The organism is Sphingomonas oryzagri (genome assembly GCF_029906645.1).
GTDB lineage: Bacteria > Pseudomonadota > Alphaproteobacteria > Sphingomonadales > Sphingomonadaceae > Solisphingomonas > Solisphingomonas oryzagri.
The window spans coordinates 1,497,358-1,522,460 of record NZ_JARYGZ010000001.1; the positions used below are offsets into that span (position 1 = coordinate 1,497,358).

27 protein-coding genes and 1 other RNA gene are annotated in these 25,103 nt (G+C 67.8%); 11 read left to right on the plus strand and 17 right to left on the minus strand.

Translation table 11 applies throughout. The annotated features are described in order from the left end of the window. The first annotated feature begins 41 nt into the window (after positions 1-41). Positions 42-995: an RluA family pseudouridine synthase gene (locus QGN17_RS07255; RefSeq protein ID WP_281043821.1), complete on the plus strand. Its 954-nt coding sequence runs from the start codon at positions 42-44 to the stop codon at positions 993-995. Positions 996-1,053: 58 nt separating this feature from the next. Next, positions 1,054-1,962, plus strand: coding sequence for an RNA polymerase sigma factor RpoH (rpoH, locus tag QGN17_RS07260; RefSeq protein WP_281043822.1), 909 nt, complete (start codon positions 1,054-1,056; stop codon positions 1,960-1,962). Positions 1,963-2,031: 69 nt separating this feature from the next. Here the strand turns inward: rpoH and QGN17_RS07265 are convergent, their stop codons facing one another. After that, positions 2,032-2,367, minus strand: coding sequence for a PilZ domain-containing protein (locus tag QGN17_RS07265; protein ID WP_281043823.1), 336 nt, complete (start codon positions 2,365-2,367; stop codon positions 2,032-2,034). 145 nt (positions 2,368-2,512) lie between these two features. Between QGN17_RS07265 and mtgA the strand changes: the two genes are divergently transcribed. Then, entirely contained in the window at positions 2,513-3,229 is a 717-nt protein-coding gene (mtgA, locus tag QGN17_RS07270; protein WP_281043824.1) for a monofunctional biosynthetic peptidoglycan transglycosylase, read from the plus strand. Between the two features lie 97 nt (positions 3,230-3,326). Here mtgA and QGN17_RS07275 read toward each other — a convergent pair whose 3' ends face one another. The 3 genes from QGN17_RS07275 to ffs all read right to left on the minus strand — a co-directional run bounded on the left by QGN17_RS07275 (position 3,327) and on the right by ffs (position 5,366). Further along, positions 3,327-3,647, minus strand: a complete 321-nt coding sequence (locus tag QGN17_RS07275; RefSeq protein WP_281043825.1) for a YbaB/EbfC family nucleoid-associated protein — start codon at positions 3,645-3,647, stop codon at positions 3,327-3,329. Then, positions 3,644-5,242, minus strand: coding sequence for a DNA polymerase III subunit gamma/tau (locus tag QGN17_RS07280; RefSeq protein WP_281043826.1), 1,599 nt, complete (start codon positions 5,240-5,242; stop codon positions 3,644-3,646). Before QGN17_RS07280 ends, QGN17_RS07275 begins: the two co-directional genes overlap by 4 nt. Positions 5,243-5,268: 26 nt before the next feature. Next, an RNA gene (ffs, locus tag QGN17_RS07285) (signal recognition particle sRNA small type) lies at positions 5,269-5,366 on the minus strand. Positions 5,367-5,430: 64 nt separating this feature from the next. Between ffs and QGN17_RS07290 the strand changes: the two genes are divergently transcribed. Next, positions 5,431-5,826, plus strand: coding sequence for a GFA family protein (locus QGN17_RS07290; protein WP_281043827.1), 396 nt, complete (start codon positions 5,431-5,433; stop codon positions 5,824-5,826). A 3-nt stretch (positions 5,827-5,829) separates the two neighbouring features. On the opposite strand, the gene QGN17_RS07295 is transcribed toward QGN17_RS07290, so the two are convergent. The 3 genes from QGN17_RS07295 to QGN17_RS07305 are packed head-to-tail and all read right to left on the minus strand — an operon-like array spanning position 5,830 to position 8,338. Further along, positions 5,830-6,165: a 2Fe-2S iron-sulfur cluster-binding protein gene (locus QGN17_RS07295; protein WP_281043828.1), complete on the minus strand. Its 336-nt coding sequence runs from the start codon at positions 6,163-6,165 to the stop codon at positions 5,830-5,832. Further along, entirely contained in the window at positions 6,162-7,268 is a 1,107-nt protein-coding gene (locus QGN17_RS07300) for a cysteine desulfurase family protein (RefSeq protein ID WP_281043829.1), read from the minus strand. The genes QGN17_RS07295 and QGN17_RS07300 overlap by 4 nt, the downstream gene beginning before the upstream one ends. Beyond that, positions 7,265-8,338, minus strand: a complete 1,074-nt coding sequence (locus QGN17_RS07305) for a cysteine desulfurase family protein (RefSeq protein WP_281043830.1) — start codon at positions 8,336-8,338, stop codon at positions 7,265-7,267. The genes QGN17_RS07300 and QGN17_RS07305 overlap by 4 nt, the downstream gene beginning before the upstream one ends. 104 nt (positions 8,339-8,442) lie before the next feature. Between QGN17_RS07305 and QGN17_RS07310 the strand changes: the two genes are divergently transcribed. After that, on the plus strand, positions 8,443-9,081 hold the full coding sequence (locus QGN17_RS07310) for an alpha/beta hydrolase (protein ID WP_281045168.1): 639 nt from the start codon (positions 8,443-8,445) through the stop codon (positions 9,079-9,081). Positions 9,082-9,195: 114 nt separating this feature from the next. Here QGN17_RS07310 and QGN17_RS07315 read toward each other — a convergent pair whose 3' ends face one another. Together QGN17_RS07315 and QGN17_RS07320 are read right to left on the minus strand one after the other, a co-directional pair. Further along, on the minus strand, positions 9,196-9,393 hold the full coding sequence (locus QGN17_RS07315) for a hypothetical protein (RefSeq protein WP_281043831.1): 198 nt from the start codon (positions 9,391-9,393) through the stop codon (positions 9,196-9,198). Then, on the minus strand, positions 9,390-10,292 hold the full coding sequence (locus tag QGN17_RS07320) for a threonine ammonia-lyase (protein WP_390902684.1): 903 nt from the start codon (positions 10,290-10,292) through the stop codon (positions 9,390-9,392). Before QGN17_RS07320 ends, QGN17_RS07315 begins: the two co-directional genes overlap by 4 nt. Before the next feature lie 212 nt (positions 10,293-10,504). Here QGN17_RS07320 and QGN17_RS07325 point away from each other — a divergent pair, with 212 nt between their 5' ends. From QGN17_RS07325 to QGN17_RS07335, 3 genes are all read left to right on the plus strand, one after another. Then, complete coding sequence (locus QGN17_RS07325) at positions 10,505-11,695, plus strand: type III PLP-dependent enzyme (RefSeq protein WP_281043832.1); 1,191 nt, start codon at positions 10,505-10,507, stop codon at positions 11,693-11,695. Positions 11,696-11,777: 82 nt separating this feature from the next. Continuing rightward, positions 11,778-12,839, plus strand: coding sequence for a 1,9-bis(guanidino)-5-aza-nonane synthase (locus tag QGN17_RS07330; RefSeq protein ID WP_281043833.1), 1,062 nt, complete (start codon positions 11,778-11,780; stop codon positions 12,837-12,839). 60 nt (positions 12,840-12,899) lie between these two features. After that, complete coding sequence (locus tag QGN17_RS07335) at positions 12,900-13,043, plus strand: entericidin EcnA/B family protein (RefSeq protein ID WP_281043834.1); 144 nt, start codon at positions 12,900-12,902, stop codon at positions 13,041-13,043. Here the strand turns inward: QGN17_RS07335 and QGN17_RS07340 are convergent. From QGN17_RS07340 to QGN17_RS07375, 8 genes are all read right to left on the minus strand, one after another. After that, the gene (locus tag QGN17_RS07340; protein ID WP_281043835.1) at positions 13,037-14,233 is read right to left on the minus strand and encodes a class I SAM-dependent RNA methyltransferase; all 1,197 of its coding nucleotides are present in this window, start codon (positions 14,231-14,233) and stop codon (positions 13,037-13,039) included. The two genes, QGN17_RS07335 and QGN17_RS07340, sit on opposite strands and share 7 nt — an antisense overlap. After that, on the minus strand, positions 14,230-15,615 hold the full coding sequence (locus QGN17_RS07345; protein ID WP_281043836.1) for an NAD(P)H-hydrate dehydratase: 1,386 nt from the start codon (positions 15,613-15,615) through the stop codon (positions 14,230-14,232). Before QGN17_RS07345 ends, QGN17_RS07340 begins: the two co-directional genes overlap by 4 nt. Continuing rightward, complete coding sequence (locus QGN17_RS07350; protein ID WP_281043837.1) at positions 15,612-15,998, minus strand: hypothetical protein; 387 nt, start codon at positions 15,996-15,998, stop codon at positions 15,612-15,614. The genes QGN17_RS07345 and QGN17_RS07350 overlap by 4 nt, the downstream gene beginning before the upstream one ends. Before the next feature lie 9 nt (positions 15,999-16,007). Next, a complete protein-coding gene (locus QGN17_RS07355) occupies positions 16,008-16,781 on the minus strand; it encodes an N-formylglutamate amidohydrolase (protein WP_281043838.1) in 774 nt (257 codons plus the stop codon). Continuing rightward, a complete protein-coding gene (locus QGN17_RS07360; protein ID WP_281043839.1) occupies positions 16,778-17,518 on the minus strand; it encodes an enoyl-CoA hydratase/isomerase family protein in 741 nt (246 codons plus the stop codon). Before QGN17_RS07360 ends, QGN17_RS07355 begins: the two co-directional genes overlap by 4 nt. Before the next feature lie 100 nt (positions 17,519-17,618). Continuing rightward, positions 17,619-18,455, minus strand: a complete 837-nt coding sequence (locus tag QGN17_RS07365; protein WP_281043840.1) for a 4-(cytidine 5'-diphospho)-2-C-methyl-D-erythritol kinase — start codon at positions 18,453-18,455, stop codon at positions 17,619-17,621. Next, the gene (locus QGN17_RS07370; RefSeq protein ID WP_281043841.1) at positions 18,455-20,131 is read right to left on the minus strand and encodes a hypothetical protein; all 1,677 of its coding nucleotides are present in this window, start codon (positions 20,129-20,131) and stop codon (positions 18,455-18,457) included. Before QGN17_RS07370 ends, QGN17_RS07365 begins: the two co-directional genes overlap by 1 nt. A 106-nt stretch (positions 20,132-20,237) precedes the next feature. Continuing rightward, on the minus strand, positions 20,238-21,890 hold the full coding sequence (locus tag QGN17_RS07375) for an electron transfer flavoprotein-ubiquinone oxidoreductase (protein ID WP_281043842.1): 1,653 nt from the start codon (positions 21,888-21,890) through the stop codon (positions 20,238-20,240). 134 nt (positions 21,891-22,024) lie between these two features. Between QGN17_RS07375 and QGN17_RS07380 the strand changes: the two genes are divergently transcribed. From QGN17_RS07380 to moaB, 3 genes are read left to right on the plus strand one after another with little or no spacing between them, the layout of a single operon-like run. After that, positions 22,025-22,765: a uracil-DNA glycosylase family protein gene (locus QGN17_RS07380; protein ID WP_281043843.1), complete on the plus strand. Its 741-nt coding sequence runs from the start codon at positions 22,025-22,027 to the stop codon at positions 22,763-22,765. After that, the gene (locus tag QGN17_RS07385; protein ID WP_281043844.1) at positions 22,762-24,552 is read left to right on the plus strand and encodes a lytic transglycosylase domain-containing protein; all 1,791 of its coding nucleotides are present in this window, start codon (positions 22,762-22,764) and stop codon (positions 24,550-24,552) included. The genes QGN17_RS07380 and QGN17_RS07385 overlap by 4 nt, the downstream gene beginning before the upstream one ends. Continuing rightward, positions 24,552-25,079 (plus strand): molybdenum cofactor biosynthesis protein B, encoded by a 528-nt coding sequence (gene moaB, locus QGN17_RS07390; protein ID WP_281043845.1) that lies wholly within the window; start codon positions 24,552-24,554, stop codon positions 25,077-25,079. The genes QGN17_RS07385 and moaB overlap by 1 nt, the downstream gene beginning before the upstream one ends. The last annotated feature ends 24 nt before the right edge of the window (positions 25,080-25,103 follow it).

Genomic DNA, 25,103 nt, shown 5'->3' on the forward strand with positions numbered 1-25,103 from the left:
CCTCTTGAAATCCGGATCGTCATCCCCACATCCGCTAGCGGATGATATCGGGGGTTTCCAACATCGATGTGCTGATCCCGGCCGACGCGGACGGCTGGCGGCTCGATCGCGCGCTCGCGGCGGCAGTGCCGACGCTGTCGCGTGAGCGGCTGAAGGCGCTGATCTCGTCCGGCGCGGTCAGCAATGATGGCCTGCTGGTCCGCGATCCGGCGGCGAAGGCGAAGGCCGGCGCGATCTTCACGGTCGCGGTGCCGGAACCCGCTCCCGCCCACAACGAGGCGCAGGATATCCCGCTCGTCATCGCGTACGAGGACGAGCACCTGATCGTCGTCGACAAGCCCGCCGGCCTGGTGGTCCACCCGGCCTGCGGCAACCTCGACGGCACGCTGGTCAACGCTTTGCTCCACCATTGCCACGGCGAACTGTCCGGCATCGGCGGCGTGGCGCGGCCGGGGATCGTCCATCGCATCGACAAGGATACGTCCGGCCTCATCGTCGCCGCCAAGCATGACCGCGCGCATGAGGGCCTCGCGAAACAATTTGCAAAGCACTCGATAGACCGGCGTTACAAAGCGATCGTAGACAAGGTGCCGCTGCACAGTGCAGGCAAGGTGGACGCGCCGCTGGCGCGCTCTCCGCACGACCGCAAGAAAATGGCGATCGTTCAATCCTCACACGCCAAGCACGCTGTAACCCACTGGCGGCTTGAGTCGAAGTTGAAGGATGCGGCGCTGGTCGAATGTCGGCTGGAAACGGGGCGGACCCATCAGGTCCGTGTCCACATGGCCTCGATCGGCCACCCGCTGCTCGGCGATCCGGTCTACGGGCGCGCCGGGTCGCGGCACGGGAAACTATTGAAGGAGTTGGGCTTTCAACGACAGGCGTTGCACGCGGCGGTGCTCGGGTTCACCCATCCGATAACAAGCCAGTCTATCAGTCTGATCAGCAAAATTCCTGACGACATGCAGCGACTGTTCAGCGAACTCTCGCTATAAAGGTTTCAAGTCGGAACCGATCTTCGAGTCGGTTCCACAAGGTTTGGGAGACACGAACATGGCAACCGCCGCAAAAGTCCCCGCGACCATCCCCGCCCTTGGTGGTGAGCAGAGCCTCAACCGCTACCTGTCGGAGATCCGCCGCTTTCCGATCCTCGCCCCCGAGGAGGAATATATGCTCGCCAAGCGCTATCAGGAGCATGGCGACACCGAGGCCGCGTCCAAGCTGGTCACCTCGCACCTGCGCCTCGTCGCGAAGATCGCGATGGGCTACCGGGGCTATGGCCTGCCCGCGTCCGAGCTGATCTCCGAAGGCAATATCGGCCTGATGCAGGGCGTGAAGAAGTTCGAGCCGGATCGCGGCTTCCGCCTCGCCACCTACGCGATGTGGTGGATCCGCGCCTCGATCCAGGAATATATCCTGCGGTCGTGGAGCCTCGTGAAGATGGGCACCACGGCAGCGCAGAAAAAGCTGTTTTTCAACCTGCGCCGGATGAAGTCCAAGCTCGACGCCTTCGAGGAGGGCGATCTCAACCCCGAGCATCTCGCCAAGATCGCCAAGGATCTCGGCGTGACCGAGGACGAGGTCAACTCGATGAACCGTCGCATGGCGATGGGCGGCGATTCGTCGCTCAACGCGCCGATGCGCGAGGATGGCGAAGGCACCTGGCAGGATTGGCTGGTCGATACCGATCCGCTGCAGGACGAGCGTCTGGCCGAGGACGAGGAGAAGCATGTCCGCCACGATCTGCTGGTCGAGGCGATGGACGATCTCAACGATCGCGAGAAGCATATTCTCGCCGAGCGTCGCCTGTCCGACGAACCAAAGACGCTGGAGGAACTGAGCCAGGTCTATGGCGTGTCGCGCGAGCGCGTCCGCCAGATCGAGGTCCGCGCGTTCGACAAGCTGCAGAAGGCGATGCTCCGGCTCGCCGGCGGCAAGGGCCTGCTGCCCGCGATGGCCTGAGGGTTATAAGTTCCCTGATGGAAGGGGCGTCCGGAGCGATCCGGGCGCCCTTTTCTTATGGGGAGGCGATCAGAAGGCGGCGCGGTCGAGCCCGGTTGCCGACGCGCACATCGTCTGGAACACCTTGCCGCTCGGCGGCTCGTCGAAGACGCAGCCGATCCGGCCCCTGTCGTTCCAGATCACCCGGCCGACCAGCCGGGGCCAGCCCGAAACCTCCAGCCGGAACGTTTCACCCGCATCGTAGCGGCCATCGACATGCAGGCGGAAACCGTGCCGCGAGAAGTTGACGAGCGATGCGGCGATCGGCTCGCCCTCGTCCACGATCATCGCCGCCGGCAACCGGGCACTGAGCCGCGCCTCCTGAAACCGCACGGAGACATGCTCAAGATAGGGGTCGTGCTGCATCTCTCGCTCTTATGATTGGCAGTTGAACGCAACTCGCTCCGCGGGAGACTATGATCTGCATTGGTTTCGGACCCGTTACCTCGATCGTCATGGCGCTGCAGGTTCCCGCTTGTCCGGAGACGCATCGGCCCGCTAGGTCCGCGACATGGACGAACTTGCCGAGCCTGCCCGCCCCCGCCGCTTCACCCCGCGCCGCATCGTGCGCTGGTGCGCCAGGGCGGTGATCTGGTTCGTCGTAATCTCGGTCGTCTGGGTCGGCATCTATCGCTTCGTGCCGCCGCCGGTGACGGTGACGATGCTCACCAACGCGCTGGACGGGCGCGGCATCACCAAGGACTGGATGCCGCTGTCGAAGATCGATCCGGACATGGCGCGCGCCGCGATCGGTGCGGAGGATTCGCGCTTCTGCTCACACCACGGCTTCGACTTCACCGCGATCCAGAAGGCGATGGCGCATAACGAGGACAGCAAGCGGATCCGCGGTGGATCGACGATCAGCCAGCAGACCGCGAAGAACGTCTTTCTCTGGCAGGGCCGCTCCTACGTCCGCAAGGGGCTGGAGGCCTGGTTCACCGTGCTGATCGAGCTGCTCTGGGGCAAGCGCCGGATCATGGAAATGTACCTGAACGTCGCGGAGACGGGGATCGGCACCTACGGAGTCAATGCCGGTTCCGAGCGCTATTTTCACCATGACGCCAGCCACATGAGCCCGATCGAGGCGGCACGCATCGCGGCTGTGCTGCCGCTCCCCAAGAAACGCGGTGCGGTGGCGCCCAAGGGGTTCGTCGCGCGCTACGGCAACAGCATCGCACGGCGCATCGGCGCGGTGCGGGCGGGCGGCTACGACAGCTGCCTGCGGTAATCCGTCGTCATCGCCAGCGAAGCGAAGCAATCCAGAGCCGCTAGCCTCGTGCACAGGGATTGCTTCGTCGCTGGCCTCGCAATGACGGGGGGGACGATCAGAACGGCAGCTTGAAGCCCGGCGGAAGCGGCAGGCCCTGGGTCATCTTGCCCATCTCCTGCTGGCTGACCGCATCGGCCTTGGCGCGCGCGTCGTTGAAGGCGGCGGCAATCAGATCCTCCAGCATCTGCTTTTCGGAAGGCTGGAGCAGGCTCTCGTCGAGATCGACACCGATGATGCGGCCCTTGGCGGTCGCCTTCACCTTGACCAGACCGCCGCCGGCGAAGCCTTCCACCTCGACCTTGTCGAGCGTGTCCTGTGCCTTGCTGAGCTGGTCCTGCACATTCTGGGCGGCCTTCATCAGCTCTTCGATGTTCATGCGATGCTCCGTTCGTCTTCGATGAGCTCGGCGCCCGGAAAGGCGGTGCGGATCGCCGCGACCACCGGGCTGTCGAGGATTTCCTGTTCGGCCGCCGCCTTGGCCGCCAATTCCTGCTCGCGCAAGGTCGGCTCGCCGGGCTGGTCCGCCAGCGCCACCTTCCACTCGATCGAAAAGACCTCACCCAAGGCCTTGGCGATATTGCCGTCTATCGGTCGCTTGGGGTGGATCGCCAGCTCCGGCGGCGCATAGCGGACGAGGCTGGCATAATCATGCAGCTGTTGCGCGAGATGCGCGTGGCGGCTGGCGACCCCCTCGATCAGCGCTGGGAAGTCTGCCGGCAGGCGCACCGCCGGCATCACTGGCGCTGCCATCACAGGCGCACCACCGCCCGCGACGGGCGCGGCGGCATCCAGCGCCGGCATCGGCTCGCCCGACTGCAGTTTTCGCAGCAGTTCGCCCGGATCGGGCAAAGTGCCGGCGTGGACGACGCGCAGCAGCGCCATCTCGGCCGCCTCCATCGGCATCGCCGTGGTCTCGACCTCGCTCAATCCCTTGAGCAGCAGCTGCCATAGTCGGTGCAGCGTCGCGTGGCCGAGCTTGCCGGCCCATTCCTCCAGCGCGGCGCGCTCCTCGACCGACTGGGCCGGATCGGGCGCGCCGCCGGCCTTGGCGCGGGTGACGCCATGCACCGCCTCCAGCAGCCCACGGAACAGCGCGGCCGGCTCTACGCCCAGCGCGTGCTGCTCGGCGAGTGCCGCCAGCACGGCCGGCGCATCGCCCGACAGCAGCAGCGCGAACAACCGCCGCACCGCGCCGCGATCGGACAGGCCCAGCATCTCGCGCACCTGCACGGCGGTAACGCCGCCCGCATCGGTGCCGGCATGGGCGATCGCCTGATCGAGAATCGAGAGGCCGTCTCGGGCCGACCCTTCCGCCGCGCGCGCAATCAGCGCCAGGGCCTCGGGTTCGGCGGAAATCTGTTCCTCGTCCACGACATGCTGGAAATGCTTCGCCAGCAGCTCGGCCGGGATGCGCCGCAAATCGAAGCGCTGGCAGCGCGACAGCACCGTGATCGGCACCTTGTTCACTTCGGTCGTCGCGAGGAGAAATTTAACGTGCTCAGGTGGTTCTTCGAGCGTCTTCAGCAGCGCGTTAAACGCGTTCTTCGACAGCATGTGAACTTCGTCGATGATGTAGATCTTGAAGCGGGCCGAGAACGCGGCGAGACGAGCGGCCTCGATGATATTCCGCATATCGTCCACGCCGGTATGGCTCGCCGCATCCATTTCGATGACGTCGATATGTCGGCCCTCGGCAATCGCCTGGCAGGGATCGCATATGCCACATGCCGAAATCGTCGGGCCACCTTGTCCGTCCGGCCCGACGCAGTTCAGCGACTTGGCGATCAATCGCGCGGTCGAGGTCTTTCCCACTCCGCGCACCCCGGTCATCAGGAACGCGTGCGCGATGCGGCCCCGCTTGATGGCGTTTTCGAGCGTCTGGACCATCGCGTCCTGCCCGATCAACTGATCGAAGGTCTGCGGACGATATTTGCGCGCCAGGACGCGATAAGGTGTGGGGGATTCGCTCATCGGAGCATGTCTAGCCGGAAAGGGCAGAAGGTGGGAGCCGGAACGACCCGGCGAGAAATCGTTGTGGCTGCTTCCTTCCGGACCTGACCAAGTTGGCGACGACGACGTCCGCCCGACTCCCGGCGCGGGAGATAGGGGACGGCGCCCGCGCTGGCAAGGGCCTGGACCATCGGCTAGTCTCGAGGCCGATGACCTGCCGCACCGCCTCCTGCTCCTGTGGAGCGCTCACCGCCACCTGCGAGGGTGAGCCGGTGCGCGTGTCGGTCTGCCATTGCCTCGATTGCCAGAAAAGATCGGGCAGCGCCTTTGCCGTGCAGGCCCGTTTTCCGCAGGAGCGGGTGGAGATTGCCGGCGAATGGCGCGAGTGGGTGCGGATCGGCGACGAGGGTAGCCACGCCCGCTTCCGCTTCTGCCCGACCTGCAGTTCGATCGTCTTCTATGAGGTCGACGAAATTCCGGGCTTCGTCATCGTGCCCGTCGGCGGGTTCGCCGATCCGTCCTTTCCGCCGCCGCACGTGACCGTCTACGAAGGGCGCCAGCATCCCTGGCTCTCGATACCCGGCGAGCATATCGAGCGATACTGACGCTCAGCGCCCCGTCATGTCGTGCGCGGCGCCGGGCATGCGGACAGTCAGCTCCGCCAGTTCCTCTGTAAGATGAATCTGGCAGGCCAGCCGCGACGTGCGCGAGACATGTGCGGCCAGATCGAGCAGATCCTCCTCCATCTCGGAAGCCGCGGGCAGCGACGCGAAATCGGCGGGATCGACGATGACGTGGCAGGTGGAACAGGCCATCTGCCCCTCGCACGTGCCTTCCAGCGGCTGACCGGCGGCCTGCGCGACGTCGAGCAGGCGCTCTCCGGCAGGCGCATCGACCTCGGCGGAAAGCGCGCCGCGCGGATCGAGGAAGCGGATGCGGGTCATGCGAAGGCCCGCTGGCGATCGGCGGCCTCGCGGATCAGCGCCATGGCGGTGTCGACCTCCTGTTCCGTGGTATAGCGGCCGAAGCCCAGGCGGATGCTGGAGCGGGCCTGCGCCGCCGCAAGCCCGATCGCCTCCAGCACATGGCTCGGCCGCCCCGATCCGCTGGCGCAGGCGGAGCCGGCCGAGAAGGCGACGTCGCGCACGTCCGCCATCAGGCGCGAGACGTCCAGGCCGTCGCGGCGGACGTTGAGATTGCCGTGCCAGCGCCGGCTGGCGGCGCCGTTGAGCGTCCACTCGGATCCAAGCGCGCGCGCCCGGCGGAAGAGCATATCGACGTGCTCGGCGTCCGCCCCGATCCGCTCGAACGCCAGCTTCGCCGCCGCGCCGAAACCCGCGCACAAGGCCGGCGCGAGCGTGCCGGAGCGCAACCCGCCCTCCTGCCCGCCACCGTGCATCAGCGGTGCAGGCTCCACACCATCGCGCAGCCAGAGCGCGCCGATGCCTTTGGGTCCGTGGATCTTGTGCGCCGAGACAGCGATCAGATCGCAGGCATCGACCGGCAGATCGATCCGGCCGAAACCCTGCACGGCGTCGCAGATCATGACCGCACCCGCCGCCTTCGCGAGTGCACCTAGCTCCGCGATCGGCTGGATCGTGCCGATCTCGTTGTTGACCAGCATCGCGGCGACCAGCGCCGTATCGTCATCGATCGCCGCGCGCGCTGCATCGAGATCGACGAAGCCGTGGCGATCGACCGGCAGCACGATGACGTTATGCCCTCGTCCGCCAAGCCATGCGACCGTATCGAGCACGGCGGCATGTTCGATCGCGGTCGTGACGATGCGGCGGCGCGGGCTGTTTTCCGCAATCCCCTTGATCGCCCAGTTGAGCGCCTCGGTGGCGCCGCCGGTGAACAGCAGACGCCCGCCCGGCCCGAACGGCGCCGCGATCCGGTCCCGCGCAACCTCGACCGCTGCCTTCGCCGCGCGACCCATGCGATGCGGCGAATGGGGATTACCGAACTCCTCCTCCAGCAGCGGGCGCATCGCGGCCAGCGCCTCGGGGGCGAGCGGCGTGGTCGCCTGATAGTCGAGATAGATCATGCCGCGCGCGCTTTCGCATCGCTGGCGATCGCGCGCCATTGCTCGGCGAAGCGCCAGACGTCCTCGCGCCGGGTGGTGCGGCCGAAGCTCACCCGGATCACCTCGCCCGCCGCCTTCGCGTCCAGCCCCATCGCGGCCAGCACATGGCTGGGCCTGAGGCTGCCCGACGAGCAGGCGCTGCCCGCCGACACCGCGAAACCGGCGCTGTCGAAACGGATCAGTTGCGCCGCCGCCGACATTCCCGACATCCGGTAGGAGGCGATCGTAGCGAGACGCGGGGCATCGCGGGCGATCACCTCGCCGCCCGCATCCTCGATCGCCGAGTCGAGATGCGCACGCAGATCGGCGATACGCTCGATCCAGCCCGCGCCTTCCTCCAGCGCCGCCGCCATGCCGGCAATGGATGGGAAGTCCTCGGTGCCGCCGCGATAGCCCTGTTCCTGCCCACCCGAAGGCTCCAGAGTGGCGAGATCCTTCACCAGCAGCGCGCCGATGCCCGGCGGCCCGCCGAATTTGTGTGCCGACAGAGCGAGGAAGTCAGCATCCGGCAGCTCTATCTTGCCCACCGCCTGCGTCGCGTCGCAGAGCCAGAGGCCACCTCCGCCGCGTACAGCCTCACCGATCGCGTCGAGCGGCTGGATCACGCCGGTCTCGCTGTTCACCGCCTGCACTGCGACCAATGGCCGCTCGCCCGCCTGCTCGATCGCGAGCGCAAGGCCGACCTCCGTCGCCCGGCCATCGGCGCCGACAGGCAGCGGCACGGCATCCGCGCCATGCCGCAGTACCGCGTCATGCTCCACCGTCGAGACGATGCGACGCCCCGCCTTCGCCCGCGCCATCACCATCGCGATCGCCTCGCTCGCGCCGCTGGTGAACAGGATCGCGCCGCGCCAGCCCAGCGCCTCGGCGATCCGCATCCGCGCCGCCTCCAGCGCGGCGCGCGCGGCGCGGCCTTCGGCGTGGGGCGAGGACGGGTTGGCCCAGACCTCGTATGCCTCCAGCATCGCGGCCCGCGCAGACGGCCTCAGCGGCGTGGTCGCGGCATGGTCGAGATAGACGCGGGAGGGCATGATACGGGCGTGTTTCCAGATTCGTTGCGCGAAACGGGTGCCTTTCTATATAGGACGCCGTTCGCGCGGCCAGTGCCGCACCCCTCTGTTTCTGTCAGGTGCCTGTGCCCGAAGTCATTTTCCCCGGCCCCGAGGGCCGTCTCGAAGGCCGTTTCACCCCCGGTCCGCGCCCCCGCGCACCCGTCGCGCTGATCCTCCACCCGCACCCGCAGGCGGGCGGCACGATGAACAACGCCATCGTGCAGGCCCTTTTCAAGACCTTCGTGCGGCGCGGTTTCGCGACCTTGCGCTTCAATTTCCGGGGCGTCGGCAAGTCGCAGGGCGTGTTCGACAACGGCATCGGCGAACTGTCCGACGCGGCCTCCGCGCTCGACTGGGTGCAGTCGATCCATCCCGAGGCCTCACAGACCTGGATCGCCGGCTACAGCTTCGGCGCGTGGATCGGCATGCAGCTGCTGATGCGCCGCCCGGAAGCGCGCGGCTTCATCTCGATCGCGCCGCCAGCCAGCATGTACGATTTCAGCTTCCTGGCGCCCTGCCCCTCCTCCGGCATCCTGATCCAGGGCGACGCCGACGAGGTGGCGACCCCGGCTGCCACCCAGAAGCTGGTCGACAAGCTGCGCACCCAGCGCCACATCACCATCCACCACGACGTCATCCCCAACGCGAACCACTTCTTCGCCGACGAGATGACCGAGATGATGAAGTCCGTGGACGATTATCTGGACATGCGACTGAAGTAGGCTCCAAGCGCGGAAGGCATACCCGTTCGTCCAGAGCGAAGTCGAAGGACGTGCTGCAAGCGTTGCGCTTGGGGCACGCACTTCGACAGGCTCAGTGCGAACGGATTTTGCTGTTTAGTGGCCGGTCACCGGCATCGGCCAAGCCCAGATCAGCACGTTGATCACCAGCACAGCCGCGACGCCGAGCATCAGCCCGCCGCGCCTGCGATCCCGACCCGTCGCGATCAGGCGGATGCCGAAACCACCCAGCACGAAGGCCGCCACCATGGCGAGGCTGAGCGCGAAGGTGGCGAAGCCGCTCCCCAGGATCATGCCGTCAGCGCCTGAAATTTCGCCGGATCGACATTGCCGCCGGAAACCAGCAGCACCGTGCCGTCGAGCGGCACCTTGCCCGCCAGCGCCGCCGCCAGCGCGACCGAACCGCCCGGTTCCGCCACGATCTTGAGCCGCTCGAAGGCGAAACGCATCGCGTCCGCCACCTCCGCCTCGCTCACCGATACACCGGTCGCGCCGCGCGCCTTCAGGACGCCGAAGGTCAACTCCGCAACCCGCAACGTCTGGAGCGCATCGCAGGCCGTCGCGGGCGGGTGAGGCTGGACGGGCACAATCTCTCCGCGCCGCAACGACTCGCCCATGTCGTCCCAGCCGTCCGGCTCTGCCACCACGATTTCGGCATCCGGCGCGCCGAGCGAGATGCCGGAGGACAGGCCGCCGCCCCCGCAGCACACCACGATCCGCTGCACGTCATGGCCTGTGGCCTCGCGATACTGCTCGACGATCTCCAGCCCGGCCGTGCCCTGACCCTCGACGATCCATGGATCGTCGAAGCTCGGCACCAGCACCGCCCCCCGATCCGCAGCGATCCGTGCAGCGATCTCTTCGCGACACTCGGTCAGGCGGTCGTAGAAGACGATTTCCGCCCCGCTCGCCCGCGTACCGGCCACCTTGGCGGCCGGAGCGTCGGACGGCATCACGATCAGGGCCGGCATCCCCAGCCTGCTTGCCGCCCATGCCACGCCCTGCGCATGATTCCCGGACGAGAAGGCGACGACTCCGGCCCGCTTTTCCGTTTCGTTCAAGGACGATAACCGCCACCACGCGCCCCGCAATTTGAAGCTGCCGGTGCGCTGGAGGCATTCGGCCTTGATATAGACCGGTTCGCCCCGAACCTCGGTTGCAATCAGGGGTGTTCGGACCCCTATTCCCTCCAGGGCAAGGGCTGCGGCCCGGACACCCTCGAGAGTCGGTTGGCGGTTCGTTAATTCGCGCTGTGAGTCGGCGGCAAAAATGGCTGTTCTCCGCGGGTTTCCATGGGTCTTTACATGGGGGTTCGGCGTCCGTATATCGCCCCCCTCGCTGCCCCATGGGACTTCCAACCGCAAGGCAGCTTTTAACCGTAACTGCTCGTTGGAGGTCCCTTGAATTGCACAAGCACCATAGCGCGCTGGGGGTAGCTGCTTCCCTTCGTCCGGTTCAGCCGGTCACGCTCGTTCGTCCGCACGCCGCCAAGCGTGCCGCCCGCTTCTTCTCGGAGAAGTTTCCTGGCCGGTCGCTCTATGCGGTGAAGGCGAACCCGTCGCCTGAGCTTCTGCTCACCCTGTGGGAAGGCGGGATCACGCACTACGACGTGGCCTCGATCGCCGAGGTGCGTCTGGTCGCGCGCACGCTGCCGCAAGCGACGCTCTGCTTCATGCACCCGGTGAAGGCAGAGGAAGCGATCGCCGAGGCGTATTTCACGCACGGTGTCCGCACCTTCTCGCTCGACAGCCATGAGGAGCTGAACAAGATCGTGCGCGCCACGAATGGCGCGACCGACCTGACTCTGTGCGTTCGTCTGCGCGTCTCCTCCGATCATTCGAAGCTCAGCCTCGCGTCGAAGTTCGGCGTGGATCTGGCCGACGCCGCCTCGCTGCTGATGGCGACCCGCCAGGTTGCCGACGCGCTCGGCATCTGCTTCCACGTCGGCTCGCAGGCGATGAGCCCGGCCGCCTATGGCGAGGCGCTGACCCGCGTGCGCGCCGCGATCGTTTCGGCGGCGGTAACCGTGGACGTGATCGACGTCGGCGGCGGCTTTCCGTCCGTCTATCCGGACATGGAGCCGGTGGCGCTGGAGCAGTATTTCCACGTCATCCACGAAGGCTTCGAGTCGCTGCCGGTCAGCTATTCGGCCGAGCTGTGGGCCGAGCCGGGCCGTGCGCTCAGCGCCGAATATGCCTCGCTGCTGGTGCGCGTCGAGCGTCGCCGTGGCGACGAACTCTACATCAACGACGGCGCCTATGGTGCGCTGTTCGATGCCGCGCACATCGGCTGGCGCTTCCCGGTCACGCTGCTGCGCGAGCCGGAAAGCCACGCCAAGACGATGGGCTTCAGCTTCTACGGCCCGACCTGCGACGACATGGATCGCATGGCCGGCCCGTTCGAGCTTCCCGCCGACGTGCAGCCGGGCGATTATATCGAGATCGGTATGCTCGGCGCCTATGGCTGCGCGATGCGCACCGCGTTCAACGGCTTCACCAACGGTGAAACGGTGATCGTGGACGACGAGCCGATGCACAGCCTCTACGTCGAGGCGGAAGCCCCGGCCGAGGTGGCGGGCCGCGTCATCAAGCTGTAAAGGCTTCGGCCAACAACAGATCCACTCCCGGCGCGGGCTTCGGCCCGCGTCGTCCCTTTTCGTTTTCCTCGGGAGCGAGACCATGAACGACCAATCCCCGATCAACGACACCCGCAAGGCGGAGCTTCTCTCCACCGTCGTCGAGCATGTCGACATCACCAGCTTCGATGCGCGCCCGATCGTCGATGCGATGAAGAAGATGAGCTTCACCTCGCGCGATCTCGGCCGTGCCGCCGACATCTACAACCAGATGCTCGCTGACAAGGATTGCTCGGTGGTGCTGGTGATCGCGGGGTCGACCTCCGCCGGCGGCTGCATGGATCTCTATGCCGAGCTGATCCGCAACAACATGGTCGACGCGGTGGTCGCCACCGGCGCCTCGATCGTCGACATGGATTTCTTCGAGGGCCTCGGCCACAAGCATTATCAGGCCAAGGAAATCCCCGACGACGACACGCTGCGCTCGCTCTACATCGATCGCATCTACGACACCTATATCGACGAGGTGGCGCTGCAGAACGTCGATCACACCATCTTCGAGATCGCCGAGACGCTGCCGGCCAAGGCCTATTCGTCCCGCGCCTTCATCCGCGAGATGGGCCGATATCTCGTGAAGAACGGCAAGAAGGACAACAGCCTCGTCAAGCTGGCGTTCGAGCATGACGTGCCGATCTTCTGCCCGGCCTTCACCGACTCGTCGGCGGGCTTCGGCCTCGTGAAGCATCAGGTCGATGCGATGAAGGCGGGCAAGCCCTACCTCACCATCGATTCGATCGCCGACTTCCGCGAGCTGACCGACATCAAGATCAAGGCGGGCACCACCGGCCTGCTGATGATCGGCGGCGGCGTGCCGAAGAACTTTGTGCAGGACACCGTGGTCTGCGCCGAGATCCTCGGCCACGACGATTGCGAGGTCCACAAGTACGCCGTGCAGATCACCGTGGCGGACGTGCGCGACGGCGCCTGCTCATCCTCGACGCTGCAGGAAGCGGCCTCGTGGGGCAAGGTGAGCACCGCGCTCGAGCAGATGGTCTATGCCGAGGCGACCTCGGTGATGCCGCTGCTGGCGTCCGACGCCTATCATCGCGGCCACTGGAAGACCCGCGAGAAGCGCTCGTTCAGCAAGATGTTCGCCGACGATTGAGCCGGGATTCCCCTCGTTCCGGGTCTGCGCTATGCTGCAACCCGGAGCGAGGGAGACTTAATGCGTACCATCACCACTCTGGCTTTGCTGGCGGGCGCGCTGCTCGTCACGGCGTGCAATACCGTCCATGGCGTCGGGCAGGATGCGAAATCGGTCGGCCGCGTCTTCTCGCACGATCCGGACGGCGATCACCGGAATCACTGACGGCGGAAACTCGCCGCCAGTTCGACATGGGTCGACCAGCGGAACTGGCCGACCGGTCTGATCCAGTCCAGCCGCCATCCGCCATCGACCAACATCTTCGCGTCGCGTGCGAAGGTGGCGGGATTGCACGACACGTAGGCGATGCGCGGCAGCTTCGCTTTCGCGAGTTCGACGGTCTGCTCCTTGGCGCCCGCACGTGGCGGATCGAGCACTACCGCGCCGAAGCGCGACAATTCGGCCGCCGTATAAGGCCGCCGGAACAGATCACGGTGATCGGCCACGATCGGGCGCCCCGCCTGCCCCGCCGCCGCCTTGAGCGACAGGATCGCATCGCGCGCGCCCTCCGCCGCCAGCACTTTCGCCGTTGCGGATAGCGGCAGCGCGAAGGTGCCGAGACCCGAGAAGAGATCCGCCACCACCTTCGCCCCCCCGACGATCTCGCGGACCGATCCGAGCAGCACCGCCTCGCCGTCCGTTGTCGCCTGCAGGAAACCGCCCGCCGGCAACCCCACCGCCACGCCGCCGAGCGTCACCGTAGCAGGGCGCGGCTCCCAGCGCGCCTCGGCGCCATAGCCGCCGTCCGTGGAGACGCGGGCGAGACCATGGGTCTGGGCGAAATCATTGATCGCCTCGATCGCGGCAAGCCCGTCCGGATCGATGCCGGTGAGCAGCAGGTCGATTCCCTGATCCGCCACGGTCAACTCGACACCACAACCGCGCTTGTCGGCGAGCAGGATCGCCAGCAGCCCGCGCAGCGGCGCCAGCAGCGCGAACAGCTCCGGTAGCAGGATCCAGCATTCGGCCAGGTCGACGATCTTGCGGCTCTGCCCCTCGTTGAAGCCGAGCAGGATCTTGCGCCCGATCCGCTCCGCGCGCAGCGACGCGCGGCGCCGGGTGCGCGGCGGTGAAAGGTGCGGGCGTGCGATCTCCGCCGTCAGCCCTTGCTGCCCCATCGCTGCGGCAACGCGGTCGACGAGATAGTCGGCATAGGCCGCGTCATCGACGTGCTGGAGCGTACAGCCCCCGCATGTCGGAAAATGGCGGCAGGGCGGCGTCTGATGGTGCGGTCCGGGCACGACGCTACCGTCGCCGAGCACCATGTCGCCAGGCGCGGCGAGCGGCACAGCGCGGCCATCGGCGGTCATGCCGTCGCCACGCGCGGCCAGGCGGATGATGGGGGAGTCGGTCACAGGCAGGCGGCAATGGCGCCTGGAAGCTCCGCGATCAAGTCGTCCGCGATCAGCGCCGGCCCCGCCCGCCGCCCGGCCTCCGAATGGAGCCACACCGCCGCCTGCGCCGCCGCGAACGGATCGTCCATCTGCGCCAGCATCGTGCCGAGGATTCCGGCAAGGACATCGCCCGTCCCCGCGCTCGCCAGCCATGCGGGTGCCGGCGCGCCGATCGCGGCACGGCCATCGGGATGCGCGACGACGGTGCAGGCGCCCTTGAGCAGCAGGATCGCGCCCGCCGCCCGTGCCCCGGCCAGCGCCTTGTCGAGCGCGGTGCCCTGCGCATCGGGGAAGAGCCGCGCATATTCGCCACCATGGGGCGTCAGCACCACCGGCGCCGCGCGCCCCTTCAGGCGGCCCAGTCCATCCTTCGCCAGCATCGTCAGCGCATCGGCATCGAGCACCAGCGGCCGATCGCCAGCCAGCACGAGATCGAGCCGACGCCGCGCCTCCTCGCCCATGCCGAGGCCCGGCCCGATCACGACCGCACCGATCCGTTTGTCGGTGAGCGCGGCATCGTTCCATGCCCGGCGGACCAGCGCGTGTGGCGGCGCCTCGCCCTCCGCGCCGAGCAGCTCGACATAGCCCGCCCCAGCGCGCTGGGCGGAGAGCGATGCCAGCAGCGACGCACCCGGCATCGCGCCGGCCGCCACCACCACCTTGCCGCGCGTATATTTGTTGGCGTCCAGCCCCGGCGCCGCGATCGACGGCCGCGCGATCTCCATCACGCCGTGCGGCAGATCGCCGAGGCCGATATCGGCGACCACGACATTCCCGCACTGCGCCACCGCCGGCATCGACCGGTGCGCGCGCTTCAAGGCGCCGAGCGCGACGGTCAGGTGTACGGCCGGAAGCGCGGTGAGCACCGCCCCATCGTCGGTCGCGACGCCGCTCGGCAGATCGACAGCGACGCGAAACGATGCGGCCAGGAGCAATCGCGCGGCGGATGTCGCAATTTCATCGGTGAGCGGCCGGGAGAGGCCCGTGCCGAACAGGGCGTCGATCGCCAGCGGCGCGGACGCCGCCCCCGCCAGCGGCTCCACCGGCCCGTTCCACATCTCCCGCGCCTCCCGCGCCGCGTCGGTCTTCGGCTCGCCTGAGGCCGCGACGCGCACCCGCACGCCGCGTTCGCGCAGCCGCGCGGCGATCACATAGCCGTCTCCACCGTTATTGCCGGGGCCGCACAACACCAGGGTTTCACACGGGCCGAAGCGATCCCAGGCGATGTCCGCGACCGCACGGCCCGCCTTCACCATCAGATCGAACACCGGCATCCCGCGCGCGAAGAGCGCATCTTCCGCCGCCCTTGTTTCCGCGGCGGTGAGGATCGGGCGTGCGGTCATTGCGATCCGGCTGTCTGCCCTTTCACCGTCGCGGGCAAGCGATAACGATCCTCGCCGACCGTGACCTCGATCGATCCGGGCGAAACCACCTTGACGTTGGCGGCGTCCGCGCCGTCGGCGGTGATCACGCCGCGCCCGTCGGTCGCGACCTGCAGCCGGCGGAAGCCGCCATCGGGATGGTGCAGGGTCAGCACGATGCCATCCGCCACGGCCGTCCGCTCGACCGTGCAATCGGGCTTGAACGCCTCCGATCCGCCGAGCGCGCAGGGGATGGTGGCGCCGCCATCGCCGGATACCGCGCCATGGCTGCTGGAGGTGGCATCCTTGTCGCAGGCGGCGAGCGGCAGGGTCAGCAGGGCGGCGGCGAGGAAGAGGATGCGCATCCCGCTTTCCTATGCCCGCCGGCGGGCGCCGTCATCCATCGCGTCGGCGAAACTGTCCCAACTCGCGCCGATTATCGGCGCCAGCCGTTCCGCCCAGAGCATCACGCCGGCATCGTCGCCGATCAGATCCTGCCGCACTTCGATGCCGATATAGGGAATCCCGGCGCCTTCGGCATGGCGGTTCATCGTCGCGTTGAGCACGCGCCCGGAATAAGGCTGGTTGTCGCCGGTGACGATGCCGGCGGCCTCCAGCAAGGGAATCGCGATGCGCGCGGCGCGCTCGTCCTGATTGTAAAGGATGCCGATCTGCCACGGGCGCTGCTCTTCTGGCCGCGTCTCCAGCTTCGGCGTGAAGCTGTGCAGGGAGACGATCAGCGCCGGCCGCCCCCGCGCAATCGCTGCCGCAACGGCATCATGATAGGGCCGGAAGATGCGGGCCAGACGCGCCTCGCGCCCGGCCGCATCCAGATGATTGCCCGGAATGTCGATGCCGTCGCTGGAGAGCGGAATGAGGCCTGGCGCATCCTCCTCGCGATTGCAGTCGCAGACCAGGCGCGACACGCCACCGAGCACCGCATCGCAGCTGAGCCGATCGCACAGGGCCTGCGCCAGCGGCGCCACGCCGATATCCACCGCGACGTGGCGGGTCAGCACATCGGCCGGGATGCCGAGATCGATGTCGTCGGGAATTCGCGCGGAGGCATGGTCGGCGACGATCAGGATGCCGCCCTGCCCCCTACCTGCGCCGATCGTCTGCCAGGCTTCCACCCCTTCTCCACTCATCCGGCGAAGTCGGGCTTGCGGCCGGAGCGGAACGCCTTCCAGCCTTCCTGAAAATCAGCGGAGGCGAAGGCGTCGTCAAAGCGCTTGTCGACGCCGAAGCGCCCGGCCAGCGTCGCCTTGAGCGCGTAGAGGCTGTAGGGGGCGTTGCCGGCGATGCTGTCGATCACGTCGCAGCCGGTCGCCGCCTGCGGACAGACCATCTCGACCAGCCCGATGCGGTGCGCTTCCGCGGCATCGATGAAGGCGGCGGTGAACAGCAGGCGCGCCGCCTGCCCCGGCCCGACCAGTTCGGCCAGTCGCATCAGGTCCGGCTGCGGATAGGAGATGCCGAAGCGCGCGGGCGTGATCGCATAGGTCGATTTCGGCCCGGCGATCCGCATGTCGCAGGCCATGGCGAGCGAGACACCGGCGCCGAAGCAGCCGCCCTCGACGATCGCCAGCGTCGGCTTGTTGATGGCGCGAATGCGCGACAGGGCGCTCGTCATCGCGCCGCGGAAGATGTGGCGCTTCTTCACGTCGTCGATCAGCGCCGGCATTTCGGAGAGGTCGGCGCCGGCGCAGAAGCTGACGGGATCGGCCGACGTGATGATCACCAGCCGCGCATCGGAAGCGGCAGCCTCGCTCACCGTCTTTTCCAGCGCGCTCCACTGCGCGATCGGGACCGCGTTGCGCTTCTCGCCGCGATCAATGACGACCCGTGCGACGGGCCCTTCCAGTTCGAGCCTGAACATCGACATCGGCCTTCTCCTTCCCCCAGGGGCAACTCCGCAGCGTGGTTCGGGTTGCATCCTGCAACCGGAACGGCCGCCTTGTCACCTCTCAGTAAGGCTCGTCGCCTCACCGCAAGAAGGTTGCCAGAAACCACCAATCGGGGAAACGATTCTCTATCGCCCGATAGGCACCATCCCGCTCTTCGGCTGTGCCGAAAAGGGCAAAGCAGGTAGCACCCGAGCCGGACATGCGCGCGAGGCGGACGCCCGGCGCGACGGAGAGTGCCTCAACCACTTCGCCGATCACAGGCTGCATCGCGCGGGCGGGTGGTTCCAGATCGTTGCGGCCGGCCAGCGCGGCGGCGAAGGGATCGCCATCATCCAGCGCCCCGCGATCCGTCCCGTCCCAGCGCTGGAAGACCGGCCCGGTCGGCACCGGAACGCGCGGATTGACGAGCAGCACCGGCACACCCTGCAGGGTCGCATCGTCGAGCAGATCGAGCGCGTCGCCCTTGCCCTCGCCGCGACAGCTCCGCGAGACGAGGCAGGCCGGAACGTCGGCGCCCAGGCGGGCCGCGATGTCGTGCAGCGCCGTATCGGGGATATCGATATCCCATAGCCGCACGAGCAGCCGCAAGGCAGCCGCCGCATCGGCCGATCCGCCGCCGATCCCCGATGCGATCGGCAGCCGCTTGTCGAGCCGGATCGTGGCACCGGCCTCCACACCCGCCTCATCGCGCAGCATCGCGGCGGCGCGCAGGACGAGATTGTCCTCCCCCGCCGAAAGCCCCTCGCCGAACGGCCCGGAGATGGTAAGGCCCAGCCCACCGGCCGGCGCGACCGTCAGTTCATCCCCGTCCACGCAGAAGGCGAACAGGGTCTCGAGGTCGTGATAGCCATCGGCCCGCCGACGGCGGACGTGCAGGGCCAGGTTGATCTTGGCGTACGCAGTCTCGGTCAACATCACGGCTTGGCGGTCAACCCGTTGTCGATCTTGGCCTTGATCCGCGCCTTCTCGTCATCGTCGGCCGCGACCAGCGCCGCGCGCCACGCATAGCGGGCGTCGAGCCTGCGATCGGCCTTCCAATAAGCGTCACCCAGATGCTCGTTGATGTCGCTTTCCGCCGGCGCCCCCTGCGCCGCGCGCTCCAGCAACGGGATGGCGCGATCGAGATTGCCGCGCAGATACCAGGACCAGCCGAGCGAGTCGGTGATCGAGGGATTGTCGGGCGCGAGCGCGCTGGCCTTGGCGATCATCGCCCCGGCGCCGGAAATATCCTCGCCATGCTCCAGTTCGGAATAGCCGAGAAAGTTCAGCACTTCGGGCTGCTGCGGCGCCAGCGCCAGCGCACGGGCGGCCTTGGTCCGCGCGGTCGGCCAGTCGCCCGCTTCCAGCACCGCATTGGCCTGCTGGAGCAGCAGCGGCCAGGCGATCTCGGCCGCGGCCTTGTCACCGCCGGCCATCGCCAGCGCATGGTCATAAGCCTGCCCGGCGTCGGCCGGCCGCTTCGAGGCGGAGAGCAGATCGCCGTACCGGCTCCAGTCGCCAATCGTCGCGGCGGGATCGCGCACCGCCGCTTCCGCCTCGGCGAGCGCCTGGTCCTTGCGGCCGGCGCGGACCAGCAGGGTCAACCGCGTGTCGCGCGCGGCGCCGGCGAAGGGATCGTCGGGCGAGACATGGTTCACCGCTTCCAGCGCCGCATCGTCCGCGCCGCCGAGCGAGAGCAGGCTCGCCGTCACCAGCCATGGCTCGCTGGCGTCGGGCGCCAGCATCGTCGCCACCCGCGCGAAGCCGAGCGCCAGCGGCGCCGCCTGCTGGCGGTTGAGATCGGCCGCCACGCGCACGTAAAGTTCGGCGATGCCTTCGGACGGCGTGTCGATCGCGCCGGGCAGCTTGCGCTTTGCCGTCAGGATCGCGCGCGCCTTGGCGATCGCGGGAGAGTCGCCGACCAGCATGGCGAGCGCGGCGTCGCGCTTGCGCCGCTTGTCCAGCTCGGCGGCGGCGGCGATGCGGATACGGGATGCGCGCGCGCCTTCGGGAAGCTGCATCGCGTTGATCGCGGCGACGCCCTCCTCCTCCTTGCCCATCGCGATCAGCAGCAGGCCCTGATGCTCGTTGCCGTATGTTTCGGAAAGGCTGCCCGGCGGCAGCGCCTTGAGCGGGGCGAGCGGATCGCCGTCATGCGCGCCATAGGCGATCCAGGCGCGCATCGCCGGCACCAGAAAAGCGAACAGCCGTTCGCCGACCACGCGGTTGGCCAGCGTGTCCGCACGCTTCCAGTCCTTCCGGTTGACCGCATCGGCGAGCAGCAGCAGCGTGCCGTCCGGCGGCAGCGACTTGTCGGCGTCGAGCGCCTGCGCGCCCCGCAGCGCCAGATCCATGTCGCCCGCCGCCACCGCCTGCCGATAGGCCCGGAGCGCGAGCATCTTGTCGCCCGGATTCTGCGCCGCCGCCGCCGCATAGCCGTTGGCCGCGACGGAAAGCTCGCCCAGATCGTCGGCGGCACGGGCGCGGACGTAATCCACCACCGGGTCCGTCTTCGCTGCGCGCCTGGGATTGTCGGCCGTCGCGGGGGTCATGGCCGTCGCCGCCATCAGGGCGGCGAGGAGAAACGGGCGGGAGAAATTCATCGATATCATGCTCGGCAATACGGGTGACGCCCCGCCCGAACCTTTGTCGATCCGGCCGCCCGTGGCAAGCGCCGCTTTCGCCGCACCGGCAAATGCCGGAGCGGCGAAGACGGACTTACATGTTCGGATAGTTCGGGCCACCGCCGCCCTCCGGCACCACCCAGTTGATGTTCTGGGTCGGATCCTTGATATCGCAGGTCTTGCAGTGGACGCAGTTCTGCGCGTTGATCTGCAGGCGCGGATCGCCCTCGTCGCGCCCCACGATCTCGTACACGCCGGCAGGGCAGTAACGCTGCTCGGGCGCCTCGAACTCCTTGAGGTTCACCTCGATCGGCACCGAGGCGTTCTTGAGCGTCAGGTGGACCGGCTGATCCTCCTCATGGTTCACGCCCGAGATGAACACCGAGGACAGGCGATCGAAGCTGATCACGCCATCGGGCTTGGGATAGTCGATCTTCCGGCACTGATTGGCCTTCCAGAGCGATTCCGCATCGGTGTGCTTGTGCTTGAGCGTGAGCGGCAGGCCGATCTTGAGATAGCGCATCCACAGGTCGAGGCCCGACACCAGCGTGCCGACCGTGCCGCCGGACTTGGCGACCGCCGGCTCCGCATTGCGGACCATCTTGAGCTCCTTCGCCACCCAGCTGGCGTTCAGCGCATCCGGATAGCTCGCCAGCTCGTCCTGCTTGCGATCGGCCTTGAGCGCATCGAACGCGGCCTCCGCGGCGAGCATCCCGCTCTTCATCGCGGTGTGGCTGCCCTTGATGCGCGGCACGTTGACGAAGCCCGCCGAGCAGCCGATCAGCGCGCCGCCGGGGAAGATGAGCTTGGGCACCGACTGCCAGCCACCCTCGTTGATCGCGCGCGCGCCGTAGGAGACGCGGCGGCCGCCTTCGAGGATCGCCTTGATCTCCGGATGCTGCTTCCAGCGCTGGAATTCCTCGAAGGGCGACAGCCAAGGATTCTTGTAGTCGAGCGCCACCACGAAGCCGAGCGCGACCTGGTTGTTCGCCTGATGATAGAGGAAGCCGCCGCCCCACGCATCGTCGAGCGGCCAGCCCTGGGTGTGGATCACGCGGCCCGGCACGTGCTTGGCAGGATCGATATCCCACAATTCCTTGAGGCCGATGCCGTAGACCTGCGGATCGCAATCGCGCTCCAGATCGAACAGGCGCTTCAGCTCCTTGGTGAGATGCCCGCGCGCGCCCTCCGCGAAGAAGGTGTATTTGCCGTGCAGCTCCATGCCGGGCTGATAGTCGCCCTTATGCTCGCCGGTGCGAGAGATGCCCATGTCGCCGGTGGCGACGCCCTTCACCGCGCCATCCTCGTCGAACAGCACTTCGGCCGCCGCGAAGCCGGGGAATATCTCGACACCGAGATTTTCTGCCTGCGAAGCGAGCCAGCGGCAGAGATTGCCGAGCGACACCGTGTAGGTGCCCTTGTTGTTCATGAACGGCGGCATCATCAGGTGGGGCATTTCCCACTTGCCGGCCTTGGACAGCACCCAATGCTGGTTGTCGGTGACCGGCACCGTCATCGGGCTGTCCAGCTCCTTCCAGTTCGGGATCAGCTCGTCGAGCGCGATCGGATCGACCACCGCGCCGGACAGGATGTGCGCGCCGATCTCCGAGCCTTTCTCCAGCACGCAGACCGACAGTTCGCGCCCCTCGGCCTCCGCGAGCTGCTTCAACCGGATCGCCGCCGACAGCCCCGCGGGGCCACCGCCCACGATGACGACGTCATATTCCATCGATTCGCGATCCGACATGCTCACTCCTTCCGCGCGCCAACCCCTACGGAATCCGCACAAATCTGCGGATCGGCGCAATCCCCTAACGCTCTGACCTCTCCCCGCGTTTCCCGAGATTGACCTCCACGTCAACCGCAAGGCATGGGATGCACATGCTTAATGGGGGGCAGCATCGCTTTCGGGACGTGATCGCCAGCGCGATCGGCTGGTGGGCCGAGGCGGGGCTGGACACGATCGCCGACGAACAGCCGCGCGACTGGCTGGCGGCACCGGCCAGGGTGGCGCGGCCGACGGAAGGCCCGGCTCCGGGGGTTTCGACACCAGCCGCCGCGGTTCCAGCCGCCGTGATCCCCGACAGCCTCGACGCCCTTCGCGCGTTGCTCGCCATCGGGGACTACGCGCCCCAGTCCGCCCCGCCAAGCCGCCGCATCGCGCCCTCCGGAACGCCCGGCGCAGCGCTGATGATCGTCGCAGACATGCCCGATGCGGACGATGTCTCCGCACTCTTCACCGGAGAGGCCGGCCGATTGTTCGATGCGATGGTCGCTGCGGTAGGCCTCGATCGCGAGCGTATCTATCTCGCCCCCTTCTCCCCGGCCCGCTCCGCCGGCCGCATCGCGCCCGATCAGGGCGAAGCGCTCACCGCAATGATGCGTCGCCATGTCTCGCTCGCTGGCCCAAAGGCGCTGATGGTCTTCGGCGACGAGCCGGCGCGCTGGCTGTTCGGGCCGGAAGCTCTCCAAAATCGCGGTGGTTTACGCGAGTTTAACCATGACGGCGGCACGGTGCCCGCCATCGCAACCTTTCACCCGCGCCACCTGCGCCGGATGCCCGCCCTGAAGGCGAGCGCCTGGGCGGACATGCGCCTGCTGCTTGGAGTTATCGGCCAGTGACGTTCCGCTCTTGCGCCTGGGCGCTGGCTCTCGCCTGCACCTCCGCCTCGGCCGTGGCCGCCGCCGATCTCACCACCCCGCCCGCCTACACCGCCGCCGCGCCGGTGACCGCCTCCTCTTCCGGCGCGATCCTCACCCCCGATCAGCGCCAGGCCTATGAAGGTGTGTTCGGCGCGATCCGCGACGGCCGCTGGAGCGATGCCAGTGCCGCGCTCGCCGCAATGCCCGATGGCGTGCTGACCCCGGTGGCGCGCGCCGAGCTGTTCCTCGCCAAGAACAGCCCGCGCGTCGAACGCGACGATCTGGTCGCCCTGATCAACGCGGCGCCCGATCTGCCGCAGACGCCGCAACTGGTGCTGCTCGCCAGGAAGCGTGGTGCTACCGACCTCCCCGCTTTGCCCACCCCACGCGATCTGGACTGGGTGAACGGCGCTCCCAACCGGACGCCCGCCCGCGCGACCTCCGGCGACATCGCCGCCGCCAACCTCACCGTGCAGGCGCGGCCATTGCTCAAGACCGACAATCCGGCGGGCGCCGAGGCCCTGCTCAACGCCGCGATGACGCAGCTGACGCCCGAGGCGCAGACCGAATGGCAGCAGCGCATCGCCTGGAGCTACTTCCTCAACAACGACGACATCAACGCCACGCGCCTCGCCAGCGTCGCCGCACGCGGCCCCGGCGAATGGGCGGTGCAGGCGAGCTGGGTGCAGGGCCTTTCCGCCTGGCGCCAACAGGATTGCAAGGCCGCCGACGGCGCCTTCTCCCGCGTCGCCGCCAACGGCAGCGACGTCGCGATGCGCGCCGCCGGCCATTTCTGGGCCGCGCGCGCCGAGACGAGCTGCGGCCATTTCTCCTCGGTGCAGAGCCACCTGCGCATCGCCGCGCGCAATCCGGAGACCTTCTACGGCCTGATCGCCGCGCGCCTGCTCGGCATGGCGGTGCCCGCGTCCGCCGTCGCGCCCAAGCTCACCGTCGAGGAGTGGACCGCGCTCTCCACCCATGCAGACGTCCGCCGCGCCGCCGCACTGGCCGAGATCGGCGAATATGGCCTCGCCGACGAGATGCTGCGCTGGCAGGCGCGGATCGGTTCGGACAACGAGCACAGGTCGCTGCTCCACCTCGCCGCCCGGCTCGATCTTCCGGCGACCCAGATCTGGCTCGCGCACAATTGCCCGACCGGCGAGATCGTCGAGGCCTCCGATCGCTATCCGGCCCCCAATTGGGTGCCGCAGGGCGGCTGGCAGGTCGACAAGGCTCTGGTCTTCGCCCACACGCTGCAGGAATCGCGCTTCCGCACCGACGCACTCTCTCCCGCCGGCGCGCGCGGGCTGATGCAGGTGCTGCCCACCACCGCCGACCTGATCGAGCGCAAGCGCGGTTCCGGCGTCACCGTCGATCGCGCCAGCCTGTCCAGCCCGCAGGTCAACATGGCCTATGGCCAAGCCTATCTGCAGCAGCTGCGCGACGCGACTGGCGGCCTGCTACCCAAGGTGATCGCCGCCTACAATGCCGGCCCCAACGCCGTCGCCCGCTGGGACATCAACAACCGCGCGCAGAACGATCCGCTGCTCTATATCGAGAGCATCCCCTATGCCGAGACGCGCGGCTACGTGACGACGGTGCTGCGCAATTACTGGATGTACCAGCGCCAGTCCGGCGAGCAGACCGCCAGTCTGAAGGCGCTGGCGCAGGGCGCCTGGCCGCGCTTCCCCTCGACCATACAGGCGAGCGTGCGGACGGGCACGGCCTCTGCCGAGGTCCAGCGCTCGGCAATCGCCAACAACTGATGGCTCTGGATGAGAGCATCGCGTTCAAGCCGGTCCGCATCGCCGTCCTGACGGTTTCGGACACGCGCACGGCGGCGGACGATCGATCGGGCGACACGCTGGTCGAACGGCTGACCACGGCCGGCCACATCCTCGCCGACCGGGCGATCGAGAAGGACGATGCCGAACTCATCGCCGGCCGCCTGCTCGGCTGGATCGCCGACCCGCAAGTCGACTGCGTGATCTCCACCGGCGGCACCGGCGTCACCGGTCGCGACGTGACGCCCGAGGCGTTCGCGAAGGTGTGGGACAAGGAGATTCCCGGCTTCGGCGAGCTGTTCCGCTGGCTGAGCTACGCCAAGATCGGCACCTCGACGATCCAGTCGCGCGCCTGCGCGGGCGTGGCGCGGGGCACTTACCTGTTCGCGCTCCCCGGATCGACGGGCGCGGTGAAGGACGGTTGGGACGGCATACTCGCCACCCAGCTCGACATCCGCCACCAGCCCTGCAATTTCGTCGAGTTGATGCCACGGCTGCGCGAGGCGTAACGCGCCCCGCGCACTCCGGCTCGG

Bases quoted from the DNA above. Each gene is read 5' to 3' on its own strand.
- mtgA (WP_281043824.1), top strand. From the start codon at position 2,513: ATGGACGAACTTGCCGAGCCTGCCCGCCCCCGCCGCTTCACCCCGCGC.
- QGN17_RS07290 (WP_281043827.1), top strand. From the start codon at position 5,431: ATGACCTGCCGCACCGCCTCCTGCTCCTGTGGAGCGCTCACCGCCACC.
- QGN17_RS07345 (WP_281043836.1), bottom strand. From the start codon at position 15,615: ATGACCGCACGCCCGATCCTCACCGCCGCGGAAACAAGGGCGGCGGAA.
- QGN17_RS07355 (WP_281043838.1), bottom strand. From the start codon at position 16,781: ATGAGTGGAGAAGGGGTGGAAGCCTGGCAGACGATCGGCGCAGGTAGG.
- QGN17_RS07375 (WP_281043842.1), bottom strand. From the start codon at position 21,890: ATGTCGGATCGCGAATCGATGGAATATGACGTCGTCATCGTGGGCGGT.
- QGN17_RS07275 (WP_281043825.1), bottom strand. From the start codon at position 3,647: ATGAACATCGAAGAGCTGATGAAGGCCGCCCAGAATGTGCAGGACCAG.
- QGN17_RS07265 (WP_281043823.1), bottom strand. From the start codon at position 2,367: ATGCAGCACGACCCCTATCTTGAGCATGTCTCCGTGCGGTTTCAGGAG.
- QGN17_RS07280 (WP_281043826.1), bottom strand. From the start codon at position 5,242: ATGAGCGAATCCCCCACACCTTATCGCGTCCTGGCGCGCAAATATCGT.
- QGN17_RS07370 (WP_281043841.1), bottom strand. From the start codon at position 20,131: ATGATATCGATGAATTTCTCCCGCCCGTTTCTCCTCGCCGCCCTGATG.
- moaB (WP_281043845.1), top strand. From the start codon at position 24,552: ATGGCTCTGGATGAGAGCATCGCGTTCAAGCCGGTCCGCATCGCCGTC.
- QGN17_RS07350 (WP_281043837.1), bottom strand. From the start codon at position 15,998: ATGCGCATCCTCTTCCTCGCCGCCGCCCTGCTGACCCTGCCGCTCGCC.
- QGN17_RS07330 (WP_281043833.1), top strand. From the start codon at position 11,778: ATGAACGACCAATCCCCGATCAACGACACCCGCAAGGCGGAGCTTCTC.
- QGN17_RS07255 (WP_281043821.1), top strand. From the start codon at position 42: ATGATATCGGGGGTTTCCAACATCGATGTGCTGATCCCGGCCGACGCG.
- QGN17_RS07315 (WP_281043831.1), bottom strand. From the start codon at position 9,393: ATGATCCTGGGGAGCGGCTTCGCCACCTTCGCGCTCAGCCTCGCCATG.
- QGN17_RS07360 (WP_281043839.1), bottom strand. From the start codon at position 17,518: ATGTCGATGTTCAGGCTCGAACTGGAAGGGCCCGTCGCACGGGTCGTC.
- QGN17_RS07295 (WP_281043828.1), bottom strand. From the start codon at position 6,165: ATGACCCGCATCCGCTTCCTCGATCCGCGCGGCGCGCTTTCCGCCGAG.
- QGN17_RS07335 (WP_281043834.1), top strand. From the start codon at position 12,900: ATGCGTACCATCACCACTCTGGCTTTGCTGGCGGGCGCGCTGCTCGTC.
- QGN17_RS07365 (WP_281043840.1), bottom strand. From the start codon at position 18,455: ATGTTGACCGAGACTGCGTACGCCAAGATCAACCTGGCCCTGCACGTC.
- QGN17_RS07305 (WP_281043830.1), bottom strand. From the start codon at position 8,338: ATGCCCTCCCGCGTCTATCTCGACCATGCCGCGACCACGCCGCTGAGG.
- QGN17_RS07300 (WP_281043829.1), bottom strand. From the start codon at position 7,268: ATGATCTATCTCGACTATCAGGCGACCACGCCGCTCGCCCCCGAGGCG.
- QGN17_RS07380 (WP_281043843.1), top strand. From the start codon at position 22,025: ATGCTTAATGGGGGGCAGCATCGCTTTCGGGACGTGATCGCCAGCGCG.
- rpoH (WP_281043822.1), top strand. From the start codon at position 1,054: ATGGCAACCGCCGCAAAAGTCCCCGCGACCATCCCCGCCCTTGGTGGT.